The 24,392-nt window shown below is 67.1% G+C and carries 24 protein-coding genes and 1 riboswitch; of the genes, 13 read left to right on the forward strand and 11 right to left on the reverse strand.

The genetic code is table 11. The features are described 5' to 3' along the window. Positions 1-27: 27 nt before the first annotated feature. A complete protein-coding gene (locus tag JQT59_RS31675) occupies positions 28-1,482 on the reverse strand; it encodes an NCS2 family permease (RefSeq protein ID WP_213573372.1) in 1,455 nt (484 codons plus the stop codon). A 77-nt stretch (positions 1,483-1,559) separates the two neighbouring features. Here JQT59_RS31675 and JQT59_RS31680 point away from each other — a divergent pair, with 77 nt between their 5' ends. After that, positions 1,560-1,808 carry a DUF2530 domain-containing protein gene (locus JQT59_RS31680; protein ID WP_213573373.1) on the forward strand — a complete coding sequence of 83 codons (249 nt, stop codon included), beginning with the start codon at positions 1,560-1,562 and terminating at the stop codon, positions 1,806-1,808. Here the strand turns inward: JQT59_RS31680 and JQT59_RS31685 are convergent. The 3 genes from JQT59_RS31685 to JQT59_RS31695 form a co-directional block, all read right to left on the reverse strand. Next, positions 1,805-2,344 (reverse strand): phosphatase PAP2 family protein, encoded by a 540-nt coding sequence (locus tag JQT59_RS31685; RefSeq protein WP_213573374.1) that lies wholly within the window; start codon positions 2,342-2,344, stop codon positions 1,805-1,807. The genes JQT59_RS31680 and JQT59_RS31685 overlap by 4 nt on opposite strands. After that, positions 2,334-4,901 carry an ATP-binding protein gene (locus JQT59_RS31690; RefSeq protein ID WP_213578270.1) on the reverse strand — a complete coding sequence of 856 codons (2,568 nt, stop codon included), beginning with the start codon at positions 4,899-4,901 and terminating at the stop codon, positions 2,334-2,336. Before JQT59_RS31690 ends, JQT59_RS31685 begins: the two co-directional genes overlap by 11 nt. Before the next feature lie 176 nt (positions 4,902-5,077). Further along, positions 5,078-5,953 (reverse strand): DUF3027 domain-containing protein, encoded by an 876-nt coding sequence (locus JQT59_RS31695; protein WP_213573375.1) that lies wholly within the window; start codon positions 5,951-5,953, stop codon positions 5,078-5,080. Positions 5,954-5,991: 38 nt separating this feature from the next. Here JQT59_RS31695 and JQT59_RS31700 point away from each other — a divergent pair, with 38 nt between their 5' ends. From JQT59_RS31700 to JQT59_RS31710, 3 genes are all read left to right on the forward strand, one after another. Continuing rightward, complete coding sequence (locus JQT59_RS31700; RefSeq protein WP_213573376.1) at positions 5,992-6,798, forward strand: glutaminyl-peptide cyclotransferase; 807 nt, start codon at positions 5,992-5,994, stop codon at positions 6,796-6,798. A gap of 70 nt (positions 6,799-6,868) precedes the next feature. After that, the gene (locus tag JQT59_RS31705; protein ID WP_213573377.1) at positions 6,869-8,539 is read left to right on the forward strand and encodes an MFS transporter; all 1,671 of its coding nucleotides are present in this window, start codon (positions 6,869-6,871) and stop codon (positions 8,537-8,539) included. Positions 8,540-8,545: 6 nt separating this feature from the next. Next, entirely contained in the window at positions 8,546-9,031 is a 486-nt protein-coding gene (locus JQT59_RS31710; protein WP_213578272.1) for a DUF2771 domain-containing protein, read from the forward strand. A 71-nt stretch (positions 9,032-9,102) separates the two neighbouring features. Here JQT59_RS31710 and JQT59_RS31715 read toward each other — a convergent pair whose 3' ends face one another. Beyond that, positions 9,103-9,513, reverse strand: coding sequence for a cold-shock protein (locus JQT59_RS31715; RefSeq protein ID WP_159926933.1), 411 nt, complete (start codon positions 9,511-9,513; stop codon positions 9,103-9,105). A gap of 143 nt (positions 9,514-9,656) precedes the next feature. Here JQT59_RS31715 and JQT59_RS31720 point away from each other — a divergent pair, with 143 nt between their 5' ends. From JQT59_RS31720 to JQT59_RS31730, 3 genes are all read left to right on the forward strand, one after another. Then, positions 9,657-9,896 carry a hypothetical protein gene (locus JQT59_RS31720; RefSeq protein ID WP_213573378.1) on the forward strand — a complete coding sequence of 80 codons (240 nt, stop codon included), beginning with the start codon at positions 9,657-9,659 and terminating at the stop codon, positions 9,894-9,896. A 52-nt stretch (positions 9,897-9,948) separates the two neighbouring features. Continuing rightward, positions 9,949-10,326 carry a YccF domain-containing protein gene (locus tag JQT59_RS31725; RefSeq protein WP_213573379.1) on the forward strand — a complete coding sequence of 126 codons (378 nt, stop codon included), beginning with the start codon at positions 9,949-9,951 and terminating at the stop codon, positions 10,324-10,326. Between the two features lie 235 nt (positions 10,327-10,561). Beyond that, positions 10,562-10,776, forward strand: a riboswitch (cyclic di-AMP (ydaO/yuaA leader). A 9-nt stretch (positions 10,777-10,785) separates the two neighbouring features. Beyond that, a complete protein-coding gene (locus JQT59_RS31730) occupies positions 10,786-11,367 on the forward strand; it encodes a resuscitation-promoting factor Rpf1 domain-containing protein (protein WP_213573380.1) in 582 nt (193 codons plus the stop codon). Positions 11,368-11,434: 67 nt separating this feature from the next. Here JQT59_RS31730 and JQT59_RS31735 read toward each other — a convergent pair whose 3' ends face one another. Further along, the gene (locus JQT59_RS31735; RefSeq protein WP_109327376.1) at positions 11,435-11,623 is read right to left on the reverse strand and encodes a hypothetical protein; all 189 of its coding nucleotides are present in this window, start codon (positions 11,621-11,623) and stop codon (positions 11,435-11,437) included. Positions 11,624-11,683: 60 nt separating this feature from the next. Here JQT59_RS31735 and JQT59_RS31740 point away from each other — a divergent pair, with 60 nt between their 5' ends. Next, on the forward strand, positions 11,684-13,999 hold the full coding sequence (locus JQT59_RS31740) for a helicase-associated domain-containing protein (RefSeq protein ID WP_213573381.1): 2,316 nt from the start codon (positions 11,684-11,686) through the stop codon (positions 13,997-13,999). 109 nt (positions 14,000-14,108) lie between these two features. Further along, positions 14,109-15,089 (forward strand): alpha/beta hydrolase, encoded by a 981-nt coding sequence (locus JQT59_RS31745; protein ID WP_249353988.1) that lies wholly within the window; start codon positions 14,109-14,111, stop codon positions 15,087-15,089. Positions 15,090-15,106: 17 nt separating this feature from the next. On the opposite strand, the gene JQT59_RS31750 is transcribed toward JQT59_RS31745, so the two are convergent. The 3 genes from JQT59_RS31750 to JQT59_RS37375 all read right to left on the reverse strand — a co-directional run bounded on the left by JQT59_RS31750 (position 15,107) and on the right by JQT59_RS37375 (position 17,924). Next, the gene (locus JQT59_RS31750; RefSeq protein ID WP_213573382.1) at positions 15,107-16,171 is read right to left on the reverse strand and encodes an IS110 family RNA-guided transposase; all 1,065 of its coding nucleotides are present in this window, start codon (positions 16,169-16,171) and stop codon (positions 15,107-15,109) included. A 515-nt stretch (positions 16,172-16,686) separates the two neighbouring features. Continuing rightward, positions 16,687-17,346 carry a class I SAM-dependent methyltransferase gene (locus JQT59_RS31755; RefSeq protein ID WP_213573383.1) on the reverse strand — a complete coding sequence of 220 codons (660 nt, stop codon included), beginning with the start codon at positions 17,344-17,346 and terminating at the stop codon, positions 16,687-16,689. A gap of 89 nt (positions 17,347-17,435) precedes the next feature. Then, complete coding sequence (locus JQT59_RS37375; protein ID WP_249353990.1) at positions 17,436-17,924, reverse strand: LppU/SCO3897 family protein; 489 nt, start codon at positions 17,922-17,924, stop codon at positions 17,436-17,438. A 460-nt stretch (positions 17,925-18,384) separates the two neighbouring features. Here JQT59_RS37375 and JQT59_RS31765 point away from each other — a divergent pair, with 460 nt between their 5' ends. After that, a complete protein-coding gene (locus JQT59_RS31765; RefSeq protein ID WP_109327371.1) occupies positions 18,385-20,064 on the forward strand; it encodes a DNA repair helicase XPB in 1,680 nt (559 codons plus the stop codon). A gap of 38 nt (positions 20,065-20,102) precedes the next feature. Continuing rightward, on the forward strand, positions 20,103-20,771 hold the full coding sequence (locus JQT59_RS31770) for a DUF3239 domain-containing protein (protein ID WP_213573384.1): 669 nt from the start codon (positions 20,103-20,105) through the stop codon (positions 20,769-20,771). A gap of 1 nt (position 20,772) precedes the next feature. On the opposite strand, the gene JQT59_RS31775 is transcribed toward JQT59_RS31770, so the two are convergent. Together JQT59_RS31775 and JQT59_RS31780 are read right to left on the reverse strand one after the other, a co-directional pair. Further along, positions 20,773-21,336 carry a GNAT family N-acetyltransferase gene (locus tag JQT59_RS31775; RefSeq protein WP_213573385.1) on the reverse strand — a complete coding sequence of 188 codons (564 nt, stop codon included), beginning with the start codon at positions 21,334-21,336 and terminating at the stop codon, positions 20,773-20,775. Positions 21,337-21,365: 29 nt separating this feature from the next. Then, entirely contained in the window at positions 21,366-22,352 is a 987-nt protein-coding gene (locus tag JQT59_RS31780; RefSeq protein WP_213573386.1) for an LLM class F420-dependent oxidoreductase, read from the reverse strand. Positions 22,353-22,440: 88 nt separating this feature from the next. Here JQT59_RS31780 and JQT59_RS31785 point away from each other — a divergent pair, with 88 nt between their 5' ends. Beyond that, positions 22,441-23,619: a sensor histidine kinase gene (locus tag JQT59_RS31785; protein ID WP_213573387.1), complete on the forward strand. Its 1,179-nt coding sequence runs from the start codon at positions 22,441-22,443 to the stop codon at positions 23,617-23,619. 9 nt (positions 23,620-23,628) lie between these two features. Further along, a complete protein-coding gene (locus JQT59_RS31790) occupies positions 23,629-24,321 on the forward strand; it encodes a response regulator (protein ID WP_213573388.1) in 693 nt (230 codons plus the stop codon). Positions 24,322-24,392 lie beyond the last annotated feature (71 nt).

Raw genomic sequence — 24,392 nt, forward strand, 5'->3', positions numbered from 1 at the left:
GACAATACGGGACCGATGGGCCGTCGTTTACGTTACTGCGTCGGTGATCGGGTCCACTGCGAAGTACGCCACGAACAGCAGTGCCACCACCCACATCAACGGGTGAATCTTCTTGACACCGCCACTCGCAGCGTTCAGGACCACCCAGGATATGAAGCCGACACCGATGCCGTTGGCGATCGAGTAGGTGAACGGCATCACGACGATGGTGAGGAACGCGGGCAACGCGATCGAGAACTTCGAGAAGTCGATGTCGCGAACCTGGCCGATCATCATGGCGCCCACCACAACCAGGGCTGGGGCGGCCGCCTCGATCGGCACCACCGAGTACAGCGGGGTGAGGAACATCGCGGCCAGGAAGAGCAGTCCCGTCACGACATTCGCCAGGCCGGTGCGCGCGCCCTCGGCGATGCCGGATGCGGACTCCACGAAGACCGTGTTGGACGAAGCGGATGCGCCACCACCGACGATAGCGCCGGTTCCCTCCACGACGAGCGCCCGCCCGATGTTGGGCAGGTTGCCCTCCTGGTCGGTGAGACCGGCTTCCTTGCCGAGGCCGGTCATGGTGCCCATGGCGTCGAAGAAGTTGGCGAGCACGAGAGTGAACACGAGAAGGCTCGCGGCCAGCACGCCGATGCGGACGAAGGCGCCGAAGAGGCTGACGTCGCCGACGAGGCTCAGGTCTGGGAGTTCTGCGACGACATCGGGAGCCGCGGGCACACTGAGGTTCCAACCGTTCGGGTTCACTCCGAGCGACGGGCCCACTCCGGCGACCGCCTCGATGATCGCCGCCAGCACGGTGGTGACGACGATGCCGATCAGCAATCCACCGCGCACCTTGCGGACTACCAGAACGCCCATCAGCAGGACACCGAACACGAAGGTCACTGTGGGCCAGGAAGAAATAGATCCGTTGATGCCGAGTCCCACTGGGACCGTCGTTCCGGCAGCGTCGGGAATGCGTCGCACGAATCCGGCGTCCACGAGGCCGATGAACGCGATGAACATTCCGATGCCGGCGGCGATCGCGGATTTCAGTTCGGGCGGAATGGCGTTGAACACCGCGGTCCGGAAACCGGTGAGCGCCAAGACGACGATGATGATTCCGTCGATCACCACCAGGCCCATCGCCTCCGGCCAGGTGACCTGCGGCGCGATGGTGACGGCGAGGAGACTGTTGATACCGAGGCCCGCCGCGATCGCGAAGGGATAGTTGGCCACGATGCCGAAGACGATGCTCATCAGCCCGGCCACGAGGGCGGTGACCGCCGCCACTTGGTTGACGGGGAGGATGTTGCCGAGGACGTCCGTCTTGGCGACGGCGTCGTCCGCGGAGAAACTGCCGAGAATCAACGGGTTGAGGACCACGATGTACGCCATCGCGACGAAGCTGACCACACCGCCGCGGATTTCCGTGCCCACCGTCGAACCACGTTCGGTGATCTTGAAGTAGTTGTCGAGCAGTGTCGGAGCTGCACCCATGTTCTCAATCCCCATCGCCAGAAGTCGCGCGTCGCTACTGGAGATTAGGGCACGATGACGAGGGTAGCGTTCTTTCGGTGAACGAGACCGAAGACCGACAGCCCCTCACGCGGCGCCTCGCCGACCCGCGACCTGCACTGATCCTGGGCACGCTTGCGTGGGTTGTGGCGATGGTCGTGGTGATCGTCACGGGCGACCGGTGGGCGGATGCGCTGCCGACGTGTATCGCGGGCGTCGTCGTCGGATTCCTCGGCTACGGATTGTTCGCGCTGCAGCGGCGGGCGGCGAGGCGCGGCAGTCGGGGGGCACAGCAGGGTCTGCTCTAGGTGCGGGTGCGGGCGGGTGAGCGGGTCAGCAGGATCCAGAAGGCCGCCCACAGTGCCCCGAAGACCCAGCCGGCGAGGACGTCGGTGATCCAGTGCGCCGCGAGGTAGACCCGCGACAGCCCGACCATCAGCGTGTAGAGCCCGAGCAGGGTCAGCGCTGCCGCGCGGACACGAGGAAGCACGACGAGGCGAACGACCAGGGTGCCGACGACACAGGCCAGGATGGCGGTCATCATGGCGTGGCCGGACGGGAACGAGTAGGTCGAGATGTTCACCAGCCGTTCGGGGAGCGGTGGTCGGTCGCGCCGGAACAGTTGTTTCAGGCCGCTCATCACCGCCCAGCCGGACAGCATCGCGCCGCCGACGAGCAGGGCGTCCCGTCGGCGGTCCTGCCGCAGCAGAGTGATGGTGAGTACGACCGAGATGATCCACGCGGCTACGGTTCCCCCGCTGTTCGTGATCGCCGTGACGACGTCGACCAGCCACACCGGCCGGTCCTCGATCACCCCGTTCAGGACACTGCTGTCAACGAGCATCGGGCACACCCCAGGTGGCTGCCGCCCAGGACTCGGAGACGTGTGTGGTGCCGTCTTCGTCCACCCACCACGGAACGGTCACTTCGGCATCGAGGGCACCGGTGAGCGATACGGTGAGCTGCGGATGAACCACGACCTTGCCGTGGGGCAGGGGCCGGCCGATGCTGACGTGGGCGAGCACTGCCGTCGGTTCGAGCTCCCACGACACCGGGCGGCCGGTGCTGGTCACGACGCTCCGCACCGCCGCGGAGGCTGTGGCGACATCGAGCAGGTCGGCCAGTGCCTCACCGGTGTCGAGGGCCCCCGCGACCAGACGGTCGTGCGGGACTGCGGCGGACAACCACGGCTTGTCGAGCACCAGCGCCGCGCCGGCGTCGATCACCGCGCCGGTGACGGCGCGCACATGGTCCGGCAGGTGTAGTTCGTCGAGGTCGAGGACCCCCGCAGCAGCGGCCGCGCCCAGCAGGGTGTGCGTGCGCACGATCACCGCCGGGGAAGGTTGCCGTCGGGAGTCGGCGAGACGATCGAGGAGGAGCTGCGCCAGTTCGGGAGAATCGACGGCGGGTGAGGCGAGCGCCGCGGCGAACACGCCCGATTCCGGATGATCGACGGCGTCCAGTAGCCCGGTGAACGTGTCATCGCCCGGTTCGCGGAGCAATCCCAGGATCTGGCCGTCCAGTTCGGCGTTGTGCCGAAGCCACCACGCCGTGTAGCCGCCGCGGTCCGCGAGCAGTGGGCGGGTCGACGGATCCGTCGCGAGCATGGTCAGAGCCGTCGCCCAGCGATCCTCGTCCACGAGGTCGAGGTCACGGACGGCGTCGATCGTCTCGGGATCGTCGTCGAGTGTGTCCCACCAGCGGTTCTCGTCGTCGAGGTCGTGATCGGGCCCGGTGGGCAGTTCTGCGCGCAGCACGGTGAAGCCCCAGCCCACACCGACGGCAAGCAATGCAGTCTCGCCCACCCGCTCGGCGAAAGCCGGGTCCACCGACGCGAACGGCGAGTCGTTCACCAGAACCGCCGCGAGAGGTGCACCGGGTAGGAGCAATTCGTCGGCGCCGCGCAACTCGCCGTCGATGTCGGGCAGAAGGAGTTCGCCCACCCACGACGGCAGGGCACCGGGCTCGGCGTGTGCGGCGAGCGCGAGCACCACGGTGGACAATTCCTCGGCCGCAGCCACGTCGTCGTGATCGAGGTCCTCGATCTCGGCCCGCAGTGCCGGGTCGGACAGCAGGTCGACGGCGGTCGCGGTCTTGGCGCCGAGCCTCGACAGCAGCGGGTGCGCCGCCTCGGGGTGGACCAGCCGCGTCCAGTCGACACCGAGAACATCTCCGATGTCGTGGCCCAGCAATACCGTTCGCGGTCCGGTCACCGTGCGGCCGTCCGACAGCGGCACGGGAATGGAGGCCAGTTCCTCGGCCGCGAGTGCGTCGATGGCCAAAGGTTCGAGCGCGGCGTACAGGCGAGCCCACCACGTCGGCTCGCGGTCGATCCCGCTGATCAGTTCGGCGATGCGGGCGAGTCCGATCCTGTGGGTGTCGACGGCGGCCAGAGCGGGGGCCCAGCGCGGTCCGGACAGTTCCGGTACCACCAGGCCGTCCACGATGTCGGCGAGGAGTTCGGCGAGTTCGTCACTGAGTCCGGGTACGACCGATGCCCGGTTGGGCGCCCTGTCCTTCCCACCGACTGTGGGAAGCCACGGTTTCTCCCGCAGTTCGGTGAGCAGCCGTTCCCGCAGAGCCGAATCGACCTCGCTGCGAGCGAAACCCGGCAAGGGGACCAGCGCCGGTCGTTGTTTCGGGGGCAATGCCGCCACGAAGTCGGCGTAACCGACCGTTACCTCGGCAAGCGATGCGCCGGGCAGCACGCGGCGGCGATCGGGCTGCATCGCAATGTCCGCTATCAACATTGCCGGGATCGACAGTTCCTCGTCCGAGCGAGTGGGGGCGCGCAGAACGTCGTCGGCAGAGGGGCGCACGACGCCGTCGACCACGCGGACCAGCCACCGGGCCCGCACGGACTCGAATTGCCACCAGTGGTCGTCGCCGATGGCGATGTCGGTCAGCCCGGATGCCAGTGGGCGCTCCCGTCTTCGAAACTCCCTGCCCGCCACGGTAATCGAGTCCAGGGCAGGAAGCTCGAGCAGCAGGTCCGGCGCCTCGCGGGCCATGTGGGCCAGCAACGCGGTCGCGTCGACGGTGTCGCGCAGGGTCAAGACGACCTCGGACGTCGCCCCCGCGACGGGACGGTGGGCGGTGGGCCACGCGAGGCGCAGCGCCGGAACATCGGCACCCGGATCGGCGCCGTCGAACTCCGCGAGCGCAGATCGCGTGCGCCGCGAAGAGAAAACGACCGAACCGGACGACGAGCGCAACTCCACCTCGTCACTCACCGACAACACCGCGGTGAAACCAACCCCGTAACGGCCGACCGTGCCCGCCGACTTGTTCGACGCGCGGAGGGCGACGAGAGCCTGCACCCCGGACTCGTCCAGCGGCGCACCCGTATTGGCGACGCTCAGCACGCGTCCGTCGAGACGCACCCAGAGCTCACCGGGCACGCCCGCGCGCGCTGCCGCGTCGGCGGCGTTCTGCGCCAGCTCGGTCAGCAACCGGTCGCGGTAACCGGCATGGACGAGATCGGACTCCGCGGCGGCGTCTTCCCTCAACCGGGTGGGTGAGGTGCGCCACGCGTGCAGCGTCGAGTCCCGAAGGGCACCCGTGCCGAAAGGATCGGCTAGCTGGTCGATGCGGAATCCTCCACGTCGGAGTTCCCGGCCGCGGTCGCCTCGGCCGTCACTGTCTCCGCGTCGGTGTCGGCGTTCCCGGAGTCGGTTCCGGTCGGACCCTCGACCATCTCGACGGCGCCGTCGTCGTAGGCGTCGAACTGCGGCGAACCGGCACCCGACGGCAGCGAGGTGTCCGAATGGGCCCCGCATCCGTAGTCGGCGTCGACGACGTGCCCGTCCGCCGCCAACTCGTTGCCGCACACGCCGAACGCTCGATGCAGCGACCCGGCGAGCGGCAGATAGAACCCGCACAGGGAGCACGTGGACGGGGCCGCCCTGGCCATCTCCGAATCCGGACCGTACTCGCCGTCGTGCCAGCGCTGCGCGGCGTCGAGACGGCCCTCGAGGCTCATCACCTGTTTGCGGCCGAGCCCGATTTCGAGGGCGACGTCGTCGACCTCTGGGTCGCCGTTGGCGACGTAGCCGGGAACGAGCCGGGGGTCGCCGGCCGGGGGTGCCAGCAGATCACCGGCCGACAGGTCACCTGGCCGGATGCGCTGATCCCAGGGAATCCAGTCGGGGGCGACGAGGGCATCGGGTCCGGGAAGGAGGGCGATCTCGCTGACGGTGGCGTGATCCGCCGCGGGATCAGCGGCCACCACCACCGCCCACTGCCAGCCCCGGTAGCCCGGAAGGTCGGCAACGAAACGGTGAGTCGCGGCGCACTCGTCCTCGGTGGTGACACCCAGGTACTCGCCGATTCCCCCGTCCTGCAGTTCGGCCAGCGCGGTTCGGGCGAGCTCGACGGCGTCGGTCAGTACGGGGCGCGACACTGCGCGCTCGTCGGAAGAAGCAACACTCACACCACCAGTTTGCCGCACCACCGCAAGTGGATGCCCACCTGGGCTGTCATGCTGGTCCGATGACCGGCGGAAGGCACCTCGTCCCCGCACTCGCGGCGCCCCTCCTCGGGGTCGCGATGATGGTGACCTCCTGCTCCGCGCAGGCACCCACAGCGGCCGATGCCCCCGACGCCGAGCTGCGTGTCGAGATACTGCGCACCCTCGACCACGACCCGAATGCGTTCACACAGGGGCTCGAGATCGCCGGCGACGATCTCTTCGAGGGGACAGGTCGAAGCGGCGAGTCGTGGGTTCGTGCGACGAACCTGGGCAGCGGGACCGTCCGCGCTCGTGCCGAGCTCCCTCCCCCACTGTTCGGCGAGGGCATCACGGTCGTCGACGACACGGTGTGGCAGCTGACCTGGCGTGACGGGGTGGCCATCGCGCGGGACCGGGAGACCCTGAGCGAGCAGCGACGGGTCACACTGGACGCCGAGGGCTGGGGCATATGCGCGCTTGCCGACACTCTCGTAACCAGTGACGGCTCGTCGACCCTCACCTTCCGCGACCCTCGAACGTTCGAAGCGCAGCGCTCCGTCCAGGCGCGCCGGGACGGGGTTGCCGTCACGCACCTCAACGAACTCGAGTGCGCGGACGACGGCACCATCTACGCCAATGTGTGGACCACCGACACCCTCGTCCGTATCGATCCCGCCGACGGCGGCGTGATCGCGGTGATAGACGCGAGCGCACTACGCGACGCCTTGCCGGCCGGGCCGCGGGACGTCGACGTCCTCAACGGCGTCGCCCAGATTCCCGGAACCGACCGATTCCTCCTCACCGGAAAATACTGGCCGCGCATGTTCGAGGTCCGATTCGTTCCCTGACAGGCCGGTCCCACCAGCTTGCCCGGGGTTGCTGTGGTCGGATGTCCGCCGACTAGGACAGAATTGGGGAGTGACCGGACCGCGCGAACCCTTCGACTCCGACAGCAGTCGGGCGCCCCACGGCAATTCCGGGCCCACCGCTCATCCCGGCTACGACAATTATCCTCCGGCTGCCCGCTCCGGAGGACGACGTACGCCGTTGCCGCCCCTGCATCCGGTGGGCGGCGGGCAGCGATCCCGGTCGGAGGAGGACCGGGCGAACGCACCCAAGGCGCCGCCGATGCCGCGCAAGCTCACGGTCACCCGGGTAGCCGCCATGCGCAGTCGCGAGCTGACCAACAGGACGATCGCCACTTTCCACCGGGCAGCGAAGGCAGATGGTGCGGACAAATCGGGACTCACCGCGCTCACCTATGCGGTGATGACCAACAACGCGACCGATGCGGCCATCGCCGTCGCGCTCGCGAACACCCTGTTCTTTTCCGCGGCGACGGGCGAGGACAAGACCAAGGTCGCGCTATATCTTCTGATCACCATCGCCCCGTTCGCGGTCATCGCCCCACTGATCGGCCCGATGCTCGACCGTCTTCAGCACGGTCGGCGCATCGCCCTCGCGTCGTCGTTCGGACTGCGTACCGCGCTCGCGATCATCCTGGTCTTCAACTTCGACAGCTGGGTGCTCTATCCCGCCGCACTCGGGATGATGGTGCTCAGTAAGTCGTTCTCGGTCCTCAAGAGCGCTGTCACACCACGAGTACTACCGCCCGAGATCGACCTCGTCCGGGTCAACTCCCGGCTCACGGTGTTCGGTCTCCTCGGCGGAACCATCGGCGCGGGCGCTCTCGCGGGCGCTCTCGCACTGGTCACCGGATCGTCCATGGCGACGTTGTGGCTGGCCGCGGTGATCACCGTTCTCGGTGCCTACCTGAGCATGCGTATCCCGTCGTGGGTGGAGGTGACCGAAGGCGAGGTCCCGGCCACGCTCACCTACCACGGTGACGACCGGCGCACCGAGGTCATCGACCGCACCCGCGTGATGCCGGAGGCGGACGCCGGCATCAAGTCGGGTAAGCGCAGGCAGCCGCTGGGACGGGCGGTCATCACCGGGCTGTGGGGCAACAGCACGATCCGCGTGCTCACCGGGTTCCTCACCCTGTACATCGCGTTCGTGGCGAAGTCCCGGACCGACCACGAACCACTGATCCAGGCCGCGATGCTGGGCTTGGTCGGGGCGGCTGCCGGCATCGGGAACTTCACCGGCAACGCCGCCGGCGCCCGCCTCAAACTCGGTCGTCCCGCTCTGATCGTTTTGCGCTGCACGGGCGCCGTCTGGGTGGTGGCCGTGATCGCTGCCGTCACCGACAACCTGCTCACCGCAGCCGTTGCCACCCTCGTCGGGTCGGCGGCGAGCGCCCTGGCCAAGGTGTCGCTGGACGCATCCTTGCAACACGATCTGCCGGAAGAATCGATCGCCTCGGGATTCGGTCGTTCCGAGACGGTGCTGCAACTCAGCTGGGTGGTGGGCGGTGCGCTGGGCGTCCTGCTCCCCACCGAGTACTGGATCGGATTCACCGTGGTGTCGGCGGTCATGACCGTCGGGCTGGTGCAGACGGTCCTCACCTACCGGGGCAGCACGCTGCTGCCAGGGCTCGGCGGAAAGCGGCCCGACCTCGCCGAACAGGAAGTAACTCAGCCAATCTCGACCCACAGGGCCGACCGATCGACGGGAAATGTGACGTAAGTGAGTATGCAGGCGCGAACCAAGAAGACCCTGGCACTGATCACCGTGGGACTGGTCGTGGCGGCCGTGGCCTTCGTCGGGGTTCTGTACGCGCTCATTCGGGACTCCGATCCCCGCCTGCCCGAGATCACCGCCTTCGCGCACGGCCACGCGGAGCAAGTGGCCCCACTGGCGTTCTGCAATCTGTACCTCGAGAACTGCGAGACGGGCCGGCTTGCCGAGCTGAACGTGCCCCCGGGATCCGCGCTGCAGTTGTCGCTGCCGCAGGAGATCGTCGACGCACCGTGGCGCATGGTCGTCGTCTATCAGGACCCTTCGGGGCAGGTCGTCGTGCAGGAGAGGGCGCACCGCGCGGGTGAGACCCGTGCAGTGACCGTGCCGTCGACGGAAGAATTACAACTGGCCGGAGTCGAGATCCAGTTGCCCTCCGCCGTCATCGACGAGCAGGGGCTGACGCAGGCGCGGGCCGCCTGGTCGATCAAGACGGCCTGATTCGACAGCAAGCGAAAAAGGAACCCCGCACCGTGTCGTGGTGCGGGGTTCCTTTTTCGGAAAGCGTTCTGTCAGCTGTCGAGTTCCCGGGCGACGGCGCGGACCACCTCGGAGATGCGCTGAGCCGTCTTGCGGTCGGGGTATTTGCCCCGGCGCAGGTCGGGCTGCACCTTCGCCTCGAGGAGCGTGATCATGTCCTCGACCATGCCGTGCAATTCGTCGGGCGTGTGCTTCTTCGCGGAAGGTTCCTTGCGCCCGGCGTTCTGGCGCAGCGACGGCGCCGGGTCGAGCACTTTCAAGCTCAACGCCTGAGGACCGCGCCGCCCGGCGGCCATGCCGAACTCGACGCGCTGGCCGGCCTTGAGGCCCTCGACGCCTTCGGGCAGAGCGGACGAACGCACATAGACGTCCTCCCCCTCTTCCTGCGACAGAAAGCCGAAGCCCTTTTCGACGTCGTACCACTTCACCTTGCCGGTCGGCACCGCGTTCACCCGCTCATCACTTGAAGTGCAATTGGTATGCAAAACAACGCGCCCCACCTTTGGTGCGGGACGCGCAGTATCCACAGTCTACCTTGCACACACTGCCTCCGGCATTCGGGTTTCCAGGCATTATCGTTGCTGGTGTGCCCCCAGAATCGACTCCCCCGAGCACGCCCGGGACCCCCCGCACCCACGATGGTCTGCTGCGGGTGGCGCTTGCCTTGTTCGCGGTCGGATTCCTCGCGATCGTGGCGATCTTTCTCACCCCGGTGGTCTCGGACAGCGATCCCGGACTCGTCCTGTATCTCATCGCGCTCGCGTGCCCGATCGGTTTCCTTCTCGGGATCGTGGCGGCGCTGAGACAGGGCCGACGAACACGCTGATCGTGCACACGCTCGGCGACGACATCCAGACCCTCACTACGACGGGACGATCATGAGACTTCTGCTCAACATCATCTGGCTGATCTTCGGTGGGCTCTGGCTCGCCTTGGGCTACTTCGTCGCCGGAATCCTCTGCTGCATTCTGATCATCACCATTCCGTTCGGGATCGCCTCCTTCCGCGTCGGCGTCTACGCGCTGTGGCCGTTCGGGAAGACGGTCGTCGACAAACCGACGGCCGGGGTGGCGTCGCTGATCGGCAACGTCATCTGGTTCATCATCGCCGGTCTGTGGCTGGCGATCGCCCACGTCGTCACCGCGGTTGCCATGGCGATCACCATCATCGGCATCCCCCTCGCCGTGGCGAACATCAAGATGATTCCGATCTCGCTCATGCCTCTCGGCAAGGACATAGTCGACGCTCCACGCTGATGTGACGTTACTCACATAACGGCCCGGTAACAGAAGAGCAACGGGTCGGCGATAGGCACGTCTCGCCGCTACTAGCTGGGAAGAGTCCGCGAGGCCCCGGATAGTGGGCTGCATCAGGCACGGACACGCGGCGTTATCAAATGGTGACACTGAGGCCTCGGACCGTTACCGTCGTCAGCGGTCGAGCAAACATCGGCCACATCCGGCCCGCCGCGCCAAGCCTCGTCCCGCGGGTACCGGAGTCCCGACGAAGCATTCCAGGGACGAGGACGGGGGACCCAAAGTCCTCCAGGGAACTCGAGTTCCCAGGCGGACACCGGTCCGAATGTGCCACGCACAGTCGGACCTCGGGGTGAAGCCAGACCCTCTCCAAGCCAGGAGGGGTGAGGCCGGGCGACCTCTCAGCCCGAACCCGACAGCTGACCTCGCAGGCGCGTGTGGAGAGGATCTCGACCCACTATGAGCGGACGTCATCGCAAGCCCACCACCACCGGCCGTACCGTCGCCAAGGTCGCCGTCACCGGCGCCATCATGGGCGTCGCCGGAGCAGCCTTCTCGGGCACCGCCAACGCAGCCCCCGATTCCGACTGGGACCGCCTCGCGCAGTGTGAGTCCGGCGGAAACTGGGGCATCAACACCGGAAACGGCTACCAGGGCGGCCTGCAGTTCTCGCCAAGCACGTGGAACGCACACGGCGGTAGCCAGTACGCCGCCACCGCCAACCAGGCTTCACGCGAAGAGCAGATCGTCGTTGCCGAGCGTGTTCTCGACTCGCAGGGATGGGGCGCATGGCCGTCCTGCTCCTCGAGCCTCGGCCTGAGCAGCGCCCCCACCCAGCGCAACGCGCCGGCCACCGTGCCCGACGTCCCGCAGGCCCCGGCGCTCCCCGACCTCACCAGCGGCGTTCCAAGCACCAATGCGGCCCCGCAGGCTGCGGACGCCATCGACTCGGCCATCGAGGCCGTCAAGGCTCAGGGTATCCAGATCGATCCCCAGATCCTGCAGCTCATCGACGCCAACCGGGCCCTGCTTCCGCAGTAAGTCCTCTCGGCACAGCGAAGAGGGGCCCTGCACCATTCCGGTGCAGGGCCCCTCTTCTGCCGTTGTACTAGCGGTTGATCACCGTGTGCGGATGCGCGTACGGCAACGACTCCGCCGGCAGCGGGAACTCGGTGTCCTCGCCGAACGGGGACAGACCGCCCGCCCGGCTCGACGACAGTTCGGTCACGGCGTGATCTCCATCGGCGGTTTCGGGCCACCCTGGATCCACATACTGCTTCTTAGAATTGTTAGCCACGGGGACATTTTGACAGGAGCGGTCGGCGACGTACAGCCCAGGTCTCTAATCTGATAGTCGATGACCGACACCGACGACACCGTCACGACCCCCGGCACCGCTACGAGCACCGCCGGCGGCGCAAGTCTCGCCGACTGGCTGGCAGCGCGCAGCGACGCCCACCTGATCGCGCTGCTTCGTGCGCGCCCCGACTTGGCGGTCCCTCCGCCTGCCACGATCGTCGTTCTCGCCGGACGCGCCGAACAGCGGGCGTCGGTGGCCCGTGCCGCCGACAATCTCACCTCGCTCGAGTTCGGCATCCTCGAACTACTGGCCCTCGACAAAGCGGACGAGATGCCTGTCTCCCGCGCCACACTCTTGGGTGCAGTGGGGACGAGGGTGAACAAGAAGACGGTCGACGCCACCCTCGATACCCTGCGGTCGCTGGCACTGGTGTGGGGCGATGCCGACAATCTCCGCATCGTTCCCGCCGTCGTCGCGACCATCCCGTGGCGCGTCGGACGTATCGCCGAGCCCACGGAGACGCTCGACGAGGCCGGCATCACCGCTGCTCTGGCACAGCTGGTGACGGTCGAACGCGACATCCTCGAGACGCTCGCCCGCTCCACGTCCGTCGGTCGGACGCGGGACGCGGCCCCGGGAACGCCTGCCGATCGGCCCGTGCAGCGCCTTCTCGCTGCAGGACTCCTGCGCTGGGTCGACGAAGAGACGGTGGAGCTGCCGTTCCAGGTGCGTCAGGTCCTGCGCGGTGAAGCCGCTTTCGACCCCACCTCCCTGACGCCGCCCGCCGTGACCGGCCGTAAGTACAAACCGGCCGACATCAATGCCGCAGCGGCGGGTGAGGCCCTCGAACTGGTCCGCCACTGCGAGGACGTCGTCAAGGTTCTCGGAGAGGCACCCGCGCCCGCCCTGCGGGCCGGCGGTCTGGGTGTCCGGGAGCTACGGCGCATCGCGAAGGTGTCCGGGATCGACGAGAACCGGCTGAGTCTGCTGGTCGAGCTTCTCTCGGCGGCCGGGTTGATCGCGAGCGGCGCGCCTGATCCGGCTCCGCCCTCGGACAGTGGGGACAGCTACTGGGCTCCGACGGCCGCCGTCGACAACTGGCTGAATGCGCCAATCGCCCGGCGATGGCACGCATTGGCCTCCGGATGGCTCGAGTTGCCGCGCATGGCGTGGTTCATCGGTATGCGCGATTCCAACGACAAACCGGTTGCCGCCTTGTCGGAGGAGGTGCGGGCGCCGTCCGCACCCCGCGACCGGCAGACGATACTCGGGCTTCTCGCCGAACTCGGGAGCGGTCAGTCCGTCGCGCCCGCGGAATTGAGCCGACTGCTCGCGTGGCGTCGCCCGCGGTGGGGTGCCCGACTGCGCGTCCATGCGGTGGAGCGGACCCTCGACGAGGCCGCGACTCTCGGTCTGGTCGCGCGCGGCGCCCTCAGCTCTGCCGGTCGTGCGCTTATCCACGGCGGTGACGCCGAGGCGGAGATGCATGCCTCACTCCCCGAGCCCGTCGACCACGTTCTCGTGCAGGCCGACCTCACCGTCGTCGCCCCGGGACCGCTCACACCCGACCTGCTCGAGCAGATTGCGCTGGTCGCGGACATCGAGTCGGCCGGCGCCGCGTCCATGTACCGAATCAGCGAAGACAGCGTGCGCAGGGCACTCGACGCAGGGATGACTGCCGCCGAGCTGCACAGCCTCTTTGCGACCCGGTCGCGCACCCCCGTGCCGCAGTCGTTGTCGTACCTGATCGACGACGTTGCCCGGCGGCACGGACGGCTGCGGGCCGGAGTCGCCTCGTCCTTCGTCCGCTGTGAGGATCCCGCCCTGCTCGCCGAGGTGCTGGCGTCGCCCGTGGCCGCGTCATTGGCGCTCCGCGCGCTGGCGCCGACGGTGGCGGTGTCGCAGGCCCCGCTGCGGGAGGTACTGAACGAACTGCGCGCCGCCGGGTTCGCGCCCGCGGGTGAGGATTCTTCGGGAGCGCTGGTCGACCTCCGTCCGCGGGGCGCGCGGGTGCTGACCCGTCGCAAGGCCCCCGGGTCTCGAGCACCGGCTGTCGCCACCGAAGCGCAGCTCGACGCAGTGGTCCGCACCCTGCGTGCGGGTGATCTGGCCGCATCGGCTCACGGCCGCGGCAGCATCCGCGCCGACGGGTCGCGAGCAAGCAGTGCTGCCACCGTCGCACTGCTCAGCACTGCCGCCCGTGAGAAGAGCAGCGTGTCCATCGGCTACGTCGACGCGCAGGGCGTCGCGACGCACCGCATCGTCGACCCCGTGAGCGTCGGCGGTGGTCAACTCGACGCTTTCGACCCGGCGAGTGGCAGTGTCCGTCGCTTCACACTGCACCGAATCACCTCCGTCGCACGAGTCGACTGAACGGCGCCTCGGATAACGATTGTGCGCAAACACCTGGACTCAGGGTTTCCGGGCAATAACGTGTTACGGGTATGTACCTGGCCGGGGACGACTACCAGGAGGCTGGAACATGAGTGTTACCGGAACGGGCCGGCGGACGATGCTGCGCGCAGTCGTACGTCTGATGGTCGCTGTGGTCATTCTGCCGTTGGCATTCATACTGGCCGGAGGCGGAACTGCTGCCGCGAACCCGTATGACCGGCTGCGTGAACACTGGGTTGCCGCCCCGGGAGGTGTCGGGCAGATCAAGGTACGGATCTGGCTGGCGAACAACGGCAGCAACAAGGCCCTGTACCTGCTCGACGGCCTCCGCGCACCCAACGACGTCAGCGGCTGGGAGCACGAGACCAACGCCGCGTGGCTGTCGGATCACGGGATCAACGTGGTCGAGCCCGTCGGCGGGATGTCCAGCTTCTACTCGGACTGGTACGCCCCGAGCAATACCAACGGACAGCCCTACACCTACAAGTGGGAGTCGTTCCTGACCCAGAACCTGCCCGACTTCCTCGCGAACGTGTACGGCATCAGTCGGACGAGCAACGCCGTGGCCGGCCTGTCGATGGGCGGCAACGCAGCCCTCATCCTGGCGGCATATCACCGCGACCAGTTCACGTTCGCCGGTTCGATGTCCGGATACCTCAACCTGTCGGCACCGGGCATGCGCGAAGCCATTCGGGTGTCGATGCTCGACTCCGGCGGCTACAACTCCGACTCCATGTGGGGGCCGCCGTGGGATCCGGCCTGGCTCCGCAACGACCCCTTCGTCGTCGCCCCCCTGCTCCGCGGGCTACCGATGTGGATCTCCGCGGGAAGCGGGCTGCCCGGTGCGTACGACCGGCCGGACTCCGCCATCGGCGTGTTCAACACCAGCACGGCGATGGGCCTCGAAGCGATCGCCCTCGCCCAGAACCGCGCCTTCCAGGTACGGCTCGACACACTGGGAATCCCCGCGCACTACGACTTCCCCGCCTCCGGAACCCACACCTGGGGCTACTGGCAGGATCAGCTCTGGGCCATGCTCCCGATGATGAAGGCCTCGATCGGCGCCTGACACCCCCTGTGATGCTCCTATGAGGAGTCAACTTGGGTGGGGTGTAGGACTCGGTAGATTTCGCGGGCGACGTAGCGTTTGAGGCAGCGGATGATCTCGCGTTTGGTTTTGCCTTCCTCGGTGCGGCGGGCCATGTAGTCGCGGGTGCGGGTGTCGGTTTTGAGGCGGCTGATCACGATGGTGTGCAGGGCCCGGTTCGCCTGCCGGTTCCCGCCACGGTTGAGCCGGTGCCGGCAGATCTTGCCGGAGGAGGCTGGCAGGGGTGCGACACCGCAGCTGGTGGCGAAGGCGGCTTCCGAGCGGAGCCGGTCGGGGTTGTCGCCGACGCAGATCAGAAGTTCGGCGGCGGTGACGATCCCGATGCCGGGCGCGGCGAGCAGTGCGGGTGCCGCGCGTCGGGTCAGCACTGCGAGGTCGGTGTCGAGGGCGTTGATCTCCTCGCTCAACGCGGTGATGCGGCGGGCGGTCGAGCGGAGTGCGGTCTTGGTTGCGGCGAGGATGCCGCCGGCGGCGACCGGGTCGGGACGCAGGCCGGCGCAGGTGCCGATCAGGTCGGTGCGGGTCAGGTGCCGGAGTTGTCCGCGTAGTGGTTCCGGTGCGGCGACGATCATCGCGCGCAGGGCGGTCAACGCCTCGGCACGGGCCTTGACCGCCAATGCGCGGGTCCTGGAGAGGAAGCGCAGGGCCTCGCTGTCGCCGTCACGGGTCTTCGGGATGGTGGTCGCTCGCCCGGACAGGGCTGCGGTGGCGGCGGCGTAGGCGTCGACCGGATCGGACTTGCCGCGGGCGCGTCGGGCGCGGCGGTCGGGTTTGTCGACCTCGACCACCGGCAACCCGGCCTCGGTGAGCACCCGGGTCAGGCCGGCCCCGTAGGTGCCGGTGCCCTCGATCCCGACCGAGGCGATGACTCCGGCATCGGTGATGAAGGACAACAGTTTCCGGTACCCGGCCGGGGTGGCGTCGAACTGGTGATCCGCGACCGGGCGGCCGAGGTGATCGATGATCGCGGCATGGTGGGTGTCTTTGTGGGTGTCGACCCCGACGAAGATCTCGAGGCTGACAGCGGTGGAAATATCGGTCATGCTGGACACAGGTCATCCCTTCATCGCGGTGGCCACGTGCCGGTCGAGGCTGGGTGGACAACACAGTGATGGGACTTGGTCGCGTCAGGCTCCTATCAGGTCACACCCGCCCGGCCGGCCCGTATCAGGCACGGGGGCTGGTCCGGTCGATACGAGGCCGACACATCACAGCAAAGACAGTCCGCGGTGGACGTCGGAGTACTTGCGAGTCAGATCTCGTACCGGCCGGACTGCTCCAGTATCACTGAGTACTTGTTAACCGCGGGCGGTTAACAAGTACTCACAGGGCTGAAAGCGCCAGCCGCGGCCCGGCATTCAGGGTGGTTGAAATTTGTGCCATGGCGTGGATCACAGTCTCTGGACTTCCAGACCCGTGCTCGCCAAAATTTCTCATGCGCCGCTCGTCATCACGTAGCAGGTTGTCCGTGTAGCGCCCCTGCCAGCTGATATAGATCGTTGGCAGGGGCTGCGCTTGGCTGCGCCGCACGACTCGCGCGGTGTCACCCCACCCATTATCAGTCGCGGTGAGCCGACAGTAGCCATGCAGGCAGCATGGCCCGGCCCTTGTCGTCGCGCTCCCAGTTCGCGGCCTCCTCCGGTCCGAGCAGCGCGTGGATGAATGCGGGGCGAACATCGTCGATGTTCCAGTACTCCGCGACGGCCTCGCGTAACTCTTCCTCGGTCACCGGATTCGGTCCTTGCCCCTCGGGGAAGGCACCCTTCGCGAACACCAGGATGTAGTACTGCGCGCCGGGCGCCGCCGCTCGGGCGACGGCGTGCAGGTAGTCGCGGCGACGGTCCACGGGGAGCGAATGGAACAGGGTGCTGTCGACGATCGTGGCGAACCGTCCGTCGAAGCCTGTGAAAGAACTGATGTCCGCCACCTGAAAGGTGGCCGTCGTCAGTCCACGGTCCGCCGCGGCTGCCCGAGCCACGCCAATGGCCGTCGGCGAGAGGTCCAGACCGACCACCGTGTACCCCTGCGCCGCCAAGTGGAGGGAAGTTTCGGCATGTCCGCAGCCCGCGTCCAATATGTCGCTGCGGAACTTGCCCTCGGCGATCAGTCCGGCGATCTCGGGTTGCGGCTCACCGATGTTCCATGGCACCGGTCCCGAAAAGTTCTCCGCATTGCCTCGGTAGATGTCATCCCACGGCGCAACCTGGTCGTCGGTCATGACGTCGACGGTACGCCTGCACTTTCCCCGCCACAGCGCATCGGCACGGCCTCGTTGCGACGGGAACGGCACTCACGGTTGCGAAGTCGCTAACCGGTCAAGTTCACCTCGATGCAGTAGGTGCGTTGCGGTTCCGAGAAGGCGATGGGAAATGCGGCGTCGAACTGGTTGCACAGGGATTCGTCGTCCTGGCCGTCGACGCGTTCGACCACTGTGACGGTGTCGGGTTGGGAACAGACACCCGGAACGATTCTGCCGTCGTCCTCGAGGAGGTAGCACGAATCTTTCACCATGTTCGGGATGAGGCACAGCGTGCTTTCGACGGTGTCGTCCTCCCCCACCAGCGTGTAGGAGAAGTAGTCGTCACCGCACTGGACGTCACCGTCCTGCTTGGTGGCCACCTCGTACGTGGCGTCGTCGTCGGAGCAGTCCCGCTTTTCGTGCTCGGTCTCGGCGGCCGTGGTCGATGCGGACTCGAAGAAGACGCAATCTCCGACGTCGAGGCTGTTCTGGTCGGCACTACGCACGGCGAACAGGCCTACTGCGGCGACAGCGGCGAGGAGTACCACGGCGACCACAGCGAGGGTGATGAACAGGCCCTTGCGCGACTTCTTCGGAGGCGGATACTGACCGCCGGGCGGGTACTGCCCGTACTGTCCGGGCGGCGGACCGTACTGACCCGGCTGTCCCGGCGGCGGACCGTACTGGCCCTGCTGTCCCGGCGGCGGACCGTACTGGCCCTGCTGTCCCGGCGGCGGACCGTACTGGCCCTGCTGGTAGGGCTGATTCTGCTGGTACGGCTGCTGCGGGTTGTTCGGCGGCTGGCCGGGGGTGTTCGGATCGGGACGTGGGGGTCGGGGGCTGGGTCATCTCAGGCCTCGTCTCTGGGGGAACCACCGGCTCACCTCTCAATTTAGGCGGCCACCGCCCGGAATGTGCTGGTATCGAGCCAGGTGAGGGGTGGCGACGTGGCGCGCCGACGCCCATACCAGGACAATGGACAGGCTGGCCAGAATCCGGCGTGACAAGGAGGCTTCCGTGACCGACGGACCGTTGATCGTCCAATCCGACAAGACGTTGCTGTTGGAGGTCGATCACGAACGCGCGAACGACGCCCGGCAGGCGATCGCGCCGTTCGCCGAACTCGAGCGTGCGCCGGAACACGTCCACACCTACCGCATCACTCCCCTGGCCCTGTGGAATGCGCGAGCGGCCGGGCACGACGCCGAACAGGTGGTCGACGCCCTCGTCAACTTCTCCCGCTATGCCGTGCCGCAGCCTCTGCTGGTCGACATCGTCGACACCATGGCCAGGTACGGCCGCCTGCAGCTGGTTAAGAACCCCGCGCACGGGTTGACTCTCGTCAGTCTGGACCGCGCCGTACTCACCGAGGTGACCCGGCACAAGAAGATCGCCCCGATGCTCGGCGCCCGTGTCGACGACGACACCGTCGTAGTTCATCCGAGCGAGCGCGGACGACTCAAGCAGCTCCTCCTCAAGGTGGGCTGGCCGGCCGAAGACCTCGCCGGATATGTCGACGGTGAAGCCCACCAGATCGACCTCGACTACGACGGCACGTCGCCCGGATCGGCGGACGGCCATTGGCATCTGCGCGACTACCAGGAAATGGCAGCCGACTCCTTCTGGGCGGGCGGTTCCGGTGTCGTCGTCCTTCCCTGTGGCGCAGGCAAGACCATGGTCGGTGCCGCGGCCATGGCCAAGGCGAAAGCCACCACGTTGATCCTCGTCACGAACACCGTCGCGGGACGCCAGTGGAAACGGGAGCTCATCGCCCGCACCTCCCTCACGGAGGAGGAAATCGGCGAATATTCCGGTGAGCGCAAGGAAATTCGGCCCGTCACCATTGCCACGTATCAGGTGATCACGCGCCGAACCAAAGGTGAGTACAAGCACCTCGAACTGTTCGACTCCCGCGACTGGGGCCTCGTGATCTACGACGAGGTCCACCTCCTTCCGGCCCCGGTGTTCCGTATGACCGCCGACCTGCAGTCCCGTCGCCGCCTCGGCCTCACCGCCACGTTGGTGCGTGAGGACGGTCGCGAGGGCGACGTCTTCTCGCTGATCGGCCCCAAGCGGTACGACGCACCGTGGAAGGACATCGAGGCGCAGGGCTGGATCGCTCCCGCCGACTGCGTCGAGGTGCGGGTCACGTTGACCGATGCCGAGCGCATGGCCTACGCAGTCGCCGAACCCGACGAGCGGTACAAGCTGTGTTCGACAGCACACACGAAAATCGCAGTGGTCAAATCGATCCTCGAGCGGCATACCGATGCACCCACGCTCATCATCGGCGCCTACCTCGACCAACTCGACGAGCTGGGTGAGGCGTTGAACGCACCGGTCATCAAGGGCTCCACCAAGAACAAGGAACGTGAGGAACTCTTCGACAGCTTCCGGGCAGGGGACATCCAGACGTTGGTGGTGAGCAAGGTTGCCAACTTCTCGATCGACCTTCCGGAAGCATCCGTCGCGGTACAGGTTTCAGGCACGTTCGGGTCGCGGCAGGAGGAAGCCCAGCGGCTCGGACGGCTGCTGCGCCCCAAGCAGGACGGCGGCCAAGCGCACTTCTACTCCGTCGTCGCCCGCGACACCCTCGACGCCGAGTACGCCGCACACCGGCAGCGCTTTCTGGCGGAGCAGGGCTATGCGTACCGGATCACCGACGCCGACGACCTCCTCGGGCCCGCCATCGGGTGACTCCGCCGCCGCGGAGCCTCGGACTCTAAGCTGGTGCCGTGCGACATTTCGAGTTCACCGTCGATCGGGCCTACGCGAAGTCTGTGAATCAGACGTTCGCCGATATGCGACGCCTCCAGGTGTCCGCGGTCATCGTTGCCCTGCTGTTCGCGGCCGCGGCTGTGGGGCTGGTCCTGCTCGGGCATCCGTGGTCGATCATCCTCGGCGTCGTGGTGGCGCTCGTCGCTCTCACGTCGGTGTGGGTGGCGTTCTGGGTGCCCAAGAAGGTGGGCAGCATCGAAGACCTGTATGCGAAGAGTCCATTGGTCCCGGCCGTGATCTCGGAGGTGCACCCGCGTGCGCTCACGCTGCTGTCGCTGATCGACGCAGCGAAGCCTGCGGCAGGGCGGCCGTCGTACGTGCTGGTCACCCGGAACGTTCCGATCCGTGCACACCAGAAGCAGAACGTCGGCGACAGGGTGCCGTCCGTCGCGCTTCTGAGCGACCGCAACACGCACAGCGCCGCCGACACCTGGGAGATGGTCAGTCCGATGCCCATCGCCTGGGGGACGCGCGACTCCTCGGTGCGCGCCCGCGCAGCCGAAGCCATCGATCAGGCGGAGTGGGAATTTCTGGAGGGCAAGATCCCCGAGTCGGAACACGTGCGCACGAGTCCCGATCAGCGAGTGGCCGTGTCCGAGCACGAGCTTCCCGAGAGCCTGCGCTGAACTAGTCGGGCCAGCCGTCTGCCGGCGTGCGCGGGTCGTCCGCCAGCAGCGCTGCCATCCACGAATCCCGCCGGACTCCACGTTGGAGCAGCCCACGGCGCTGCACTCCTTCGAACCGGAATCCCAGTTTGCGGGCCACCGCCGCGGAGTCGTGGTTGCCGACGAAGGCACGCCACTCGATGCGTTCGAGACCCATCACATCCGGCCGAAACGCAAAGTCGCACACCACCTCCACCGCGGATGCCATGAGACCTCGAGAGCGGGCACCGGCGGCGAGCCAGTATCCGATTTCGGCCGACGAGCTGTCGCGGGCGAGTAGTCCGATCATCCCCACCGCCGGTCCGTCGGCGCGCTCGCGAATTGCCCAGACCGGGCTTCGATCCGCCCATCCGGAGGGGACGGTCCGCGACACGAAGTGCTCGGCGTCCGATCGTGCGTAGGGCGAGGGCATGGTGGTCCACTCGGCGATCGCGGAGTCGCTACAGGCGGCACAGATCGCGTCGATGTCGCTGACGACCGGCGGGCTCAGCCACACGGTGCCGGTGTTCAGGGTGACGACGAACATGCTGCCACTGTAGGCCTGCGAGCCGTCGATCAACGCAGCGCCGGGAGGACTTCCTTCTCGAACAGCTCGATACCGGACGTGTCGTACGCGGCTTCGGGAAAGTAGAAGATGCCGTAGGTCATGCCCTGCGCCTTCAGAGCGGACAGCTTCTCGATGATCTGATCCGGGGTACCCACGCCCGGCATTCCGCGGAAGGCGCCGAGAGTTCCCTCCGCCGCCTCGGCGCCGACATAGGGGGTGACCCGCTCGACCAGCGTGGCCAGTCGTTGCTCGACCTCGGCCTCGGTGGTTCCGATTGCGACGTTGTAGTTGGCCGACCGGACGATGGCATCGAAGTCGGTTCCGACGTTCTCACAGTGCCTGCGGAGGATTTCGGACTTGTGGGCGAACCCTTCGGGAGTGCCGTCGAAGTTGGTGTACTGCGCGTACTTCGCCGCGATCTTCAGGGTCACCTTTTCGCCGCCACCGGCAATCCACAGGGGAATGCCGCCCTCTTGGAGGGGAAGTGGCCGCACGATCGCCCCGTCCACCTGGTAGTGCGTGCCTGCAAGGGTCGCGCTGCCGTTGATCCAGGCCTGGCGCAGAATCTGAACGCCTTCCTCGAGGCGACCGAGACGTTCACCGGGCGAGGGGAATCCGTATCCGTAGGCCCGCCACTCGTGCTCGTACCAGCCGCCTCCGATGCCCATCTCCACTCGCCCGCCGGAGATGAGATCGGTGGTGGCGGCCACCTTGGCCAGATACGCGGGATTGCGGTAGCTGACCGCGGTGCACATCTGGCCGAGCCGCACCCGCGAGGTGACGGCAGCGAGAGCGGACATCAGGGTCCACGCCTCGTGGGTTGCCTCCTCGGTGGGCGCCGGAACGGTGTGGAAGTGGTCGTACACCCAGAGCGAATCCCAGGAGCCGCGGTCGGCACGCAACGAGAAGTCGCGCATCACCGCCCACTGCTCGGAAGGATCGATACCGACGAGGTCGAGGCGCCAGCCTTGAGGAACGAACAATCCGAAGCGCATGAGAAGAATGTACCCACAGTCCAGGTAGTCCTGCAGGGTGCGGCGCCACCCGCGGCCCGATCGTGTGAACAGGCGCTACCGTCACAGCATGGCCCGCTTTCCTTCCACCGAACAGTGGTACCGATGGAGCGCGAAACACAGTCGCGGAATCGACGTGTGCGTTGCCGGCGTCGTCACCGTTCTCAGTCTCCTCACCGCGGTGGAGGCGAGCGTGACCGCGGTGGTCGTTTCCTTGGGGATGACGGTGCCGCTGGCCTGGCGTCGTTCGCACACGGTGGTGTCGGGTTTCGTCATCGCCGCGTTCTCCGTGCTGCATCTTGTCGTGATCGCACACACCCTCCTGCTGTCCGTAGTCGCGGTCCCCATCGCGCTCTACGCTTTCGCCGCCTACGGTCCGCGGTGGAGCAGTTTCACCGCGCTCGGTATCGCCATGGTCGGGGCTGTGGGCGCGACGGTGAAGTACTTCTCCGACAGCAAGTCGTCCGAGATAATCGTGTACAACTCCCTCGCCTTCGTCGTCTTCGTCCTCGCGGTGTGGGCGTTCGGTGACCTGCGCCGGGTTCGGATGAAGGAACTCGACGGGCTGGCGGAGCGAGCTCGGCTCCTCGAACTCGAACGGGAACAGGAAGCCGAGATCGCCACCATCACCGAGCGCACACGGATTGCCCGGGAGATGCACGATATCGTCGCCCACTCGCTGACCGTGGTCATCGCTCAGGCCGACGGTGGACGGTACGGTGCCGCCCAGGATCCCGCAGCGGCTGTCGCTGCGCTGGAGACGATCGCCGCCACAGGCAGGCAAGCGCTGACGGATATGCGGGCACTGCTGTCTGTGTTGCGGGAGGACCGACCCCGGGACTTCGCCATGATCCCCGGTGCGTCGGATATCGAGTCGCTGGTCGCAGACCTTCGCAGAAGTGGGGTGGACGTGCACCTGCAGATCGAAGGTAACCCGCGGGAACTACCACCGGGAACGAGTCTGACCGCGTACCGGATCGTGCAGGAGTCGCTGACCAACGTGCTCAAGCACGCCGGGCCGGGGGCGCACGCCGACGTCGAAATGTGCTGGACCGAGCAAGATCTGGTTGTCACTGTCGTGGACGACGGCCGGGGCGTTTCGGCGGCACTCATCGAACCCTCCGCAGGTGGGCAGGGCTTGATCGGGATGACGGAGCGCGCACGTCTCCACGGCGGCCGGGTGACGGCTGGTCCCAAACCTGGTGGCGGCTATCGGGTCCGCGCCGTCCTCCCTCACGGAAACACCTAGGGTGAGTGCATGGACGAACACGGCGGCCGCATCGATGTTGCGCTGATCGACGACCAGCAACTGGTCCGCGCCGGATTCCGGATGGTCATCGATTCGCAGCCGGACCTGTCGGTGGTAGTCGAGGCGTCGGACGGGCGGCAAGCGCTGACCGAACTCGCGGCACGTCGCGTCGATGTCGTTTTGATGGATGTGCAGATGCCGCGCATGGACGGCATCGAAACCACCCGCCAGCTGCTGGCCGCGGAAGATGCGCCGAAAGTGGTGGTACTCACCACGTTCGACAACGACGAGTATGTGCTGTCCGCAATCCGGGCGGGGGCGAGTGGCTTTCTCCTCAAGGACGTTCCACCGGAACAGTTGCTCGACGGTATCCGGACGGTGCACCGGGGCGACGCCGTGATCGAGGCACGGGCCACTCGCCGCCTACTCCAGCACGTGGGGCCGTTACTCGAGGATTCGATGGACCGCGCACAGCTTCCGGAGGAACTCACACCCCGTGAGGTGGAAGTCCTCGAGGCCATGGCGTATGGGCTGTCCAATACGGAGATCGCGGCGCAGCTCCACATATCGGAGACCACCGTGAAGACGCATGTGGGACGCGTTCTGTCGAAAACGCACTCACGAGACAGGGTGCAGGCGGTGGTGTTCGCATTCCAGGTCGGTTTGGTGCGCCGCTCGGACCTTCTCGGTACCGAGGACTGACGCTGGGGGCCCACGTCGTCCTACCAGAGGATGACGGCCGCGGCCGGAAGATGGCTCCGCGCTCCGACGCG

Source organism: Rhodococcus sp. USK13 (assembly GCF_018343855.1).
Taxonomy (GTDB): Bacteria; Actinomycetota; Actinomycetes; order Mycobacteriales; family Mycobacteriaceae; genus Rhodococcus_F; species Rhodococcus_F oxybenzonivorans.

Bases quoted from the DNA above. Each gene is read 5' to 3' on its own strand.
- JQT59_RS31675 (WP_213573372.1), bottom strand. From the start codon at position 1,482: ATGGGTGCAGCTCCGACACTGCTCGACAACTACTTCAAGATCACCGAA.
- JQT59_RS31685 (WP_213573374.1), bottom strand. From the start codon at position 2,344: ATGCTCGTTGACAGCAGTGTCCTGAACGGGGTGATCGAGGACCGGCCG.
- JQT59_RS31700 (WP_213573376.1), top strand. From the start codon at position 5,992: ATGACCGGCGGAAGGCACCTCGTCCCCGCACTCGCGGCGCCCCTCCTC.
- JQT59_RS31710 (WP_213578272.1), top strand. From the start codon at position 8,546: ATGCAGGCGCGAACCAAGAAGACCCTGGCACTGATCACCGTGGGACTG.
- JQT59_RS31725 (WP_213573379.1), top strand. From the start codon at position 9,949: ATGAGACTTCTGCTCAACATCATCTGGCTGATCTTCGGTGGGCTCTGG.
- JQT59_RS31730 (WP_213573380.1), top strand. From the start codon at position 10,786: ATGAGCGGACGTCATCGCAAGCCCACCACCACCGGCCGTACCGTCGCC.
- JQT59_RS31740 (WP_213573381.1), top strand. From the start codon at position 11,684: ATGACCGACACCGACGACACCGTCACGACCCCCGGCACCGCTACGAGC.
- JQT59_RS31745 (WP_249353988.1), top strand. From the start codon at position 14,109: ATGAGTGTTACCGGAACGGGCCGGCGGACGATGCTGCGCGCAGTCGTA.
- JQT59_RS31750 (WP_213573382.1), bottom strand. From the start codon at position 16,171: ATGACCGATATTTCCACCGCTGTCAGCCTCGAGATCTTCGTCGGGGTC.
- JQT59_RS31755 (WP_213573383.1), bottom strand. From the start codon at position 17,346: ATGACCGACGACCAGGTTGCGCCGTGGGATGACATCTACCGAGGCAAT.
- JQT59_RS31775 (WP_213573385.1), bottom strand. From the start codon at position 21,336: ATGTTCGTCGTCACCCTGAACACCGGCACCGTGTGGCTGAGCCCGCCG.
- JQT59_RS31780 (WP_213573386.1), bottom strand. From the start codon at position 22,352: ATGCGCTTCGGATTGTTCGTTCCTCAAGGCTGGCGCCTCGACCTCGTC.
- JQT59_RS31785 (WP_213573387.1), top strand. From the start codon at position 22,441: ATGGCCCGCTTTCCTTCCACCGAACAGTGGTACCGATGGAGCGCGAAA.
- JQT59_RS31790 (WP_213573388.1), top strand. From the start codon at position 23,629: ATGGACGAACACGGCGGCCGCATCGATGTTGCGCTGATCGACGACCAG.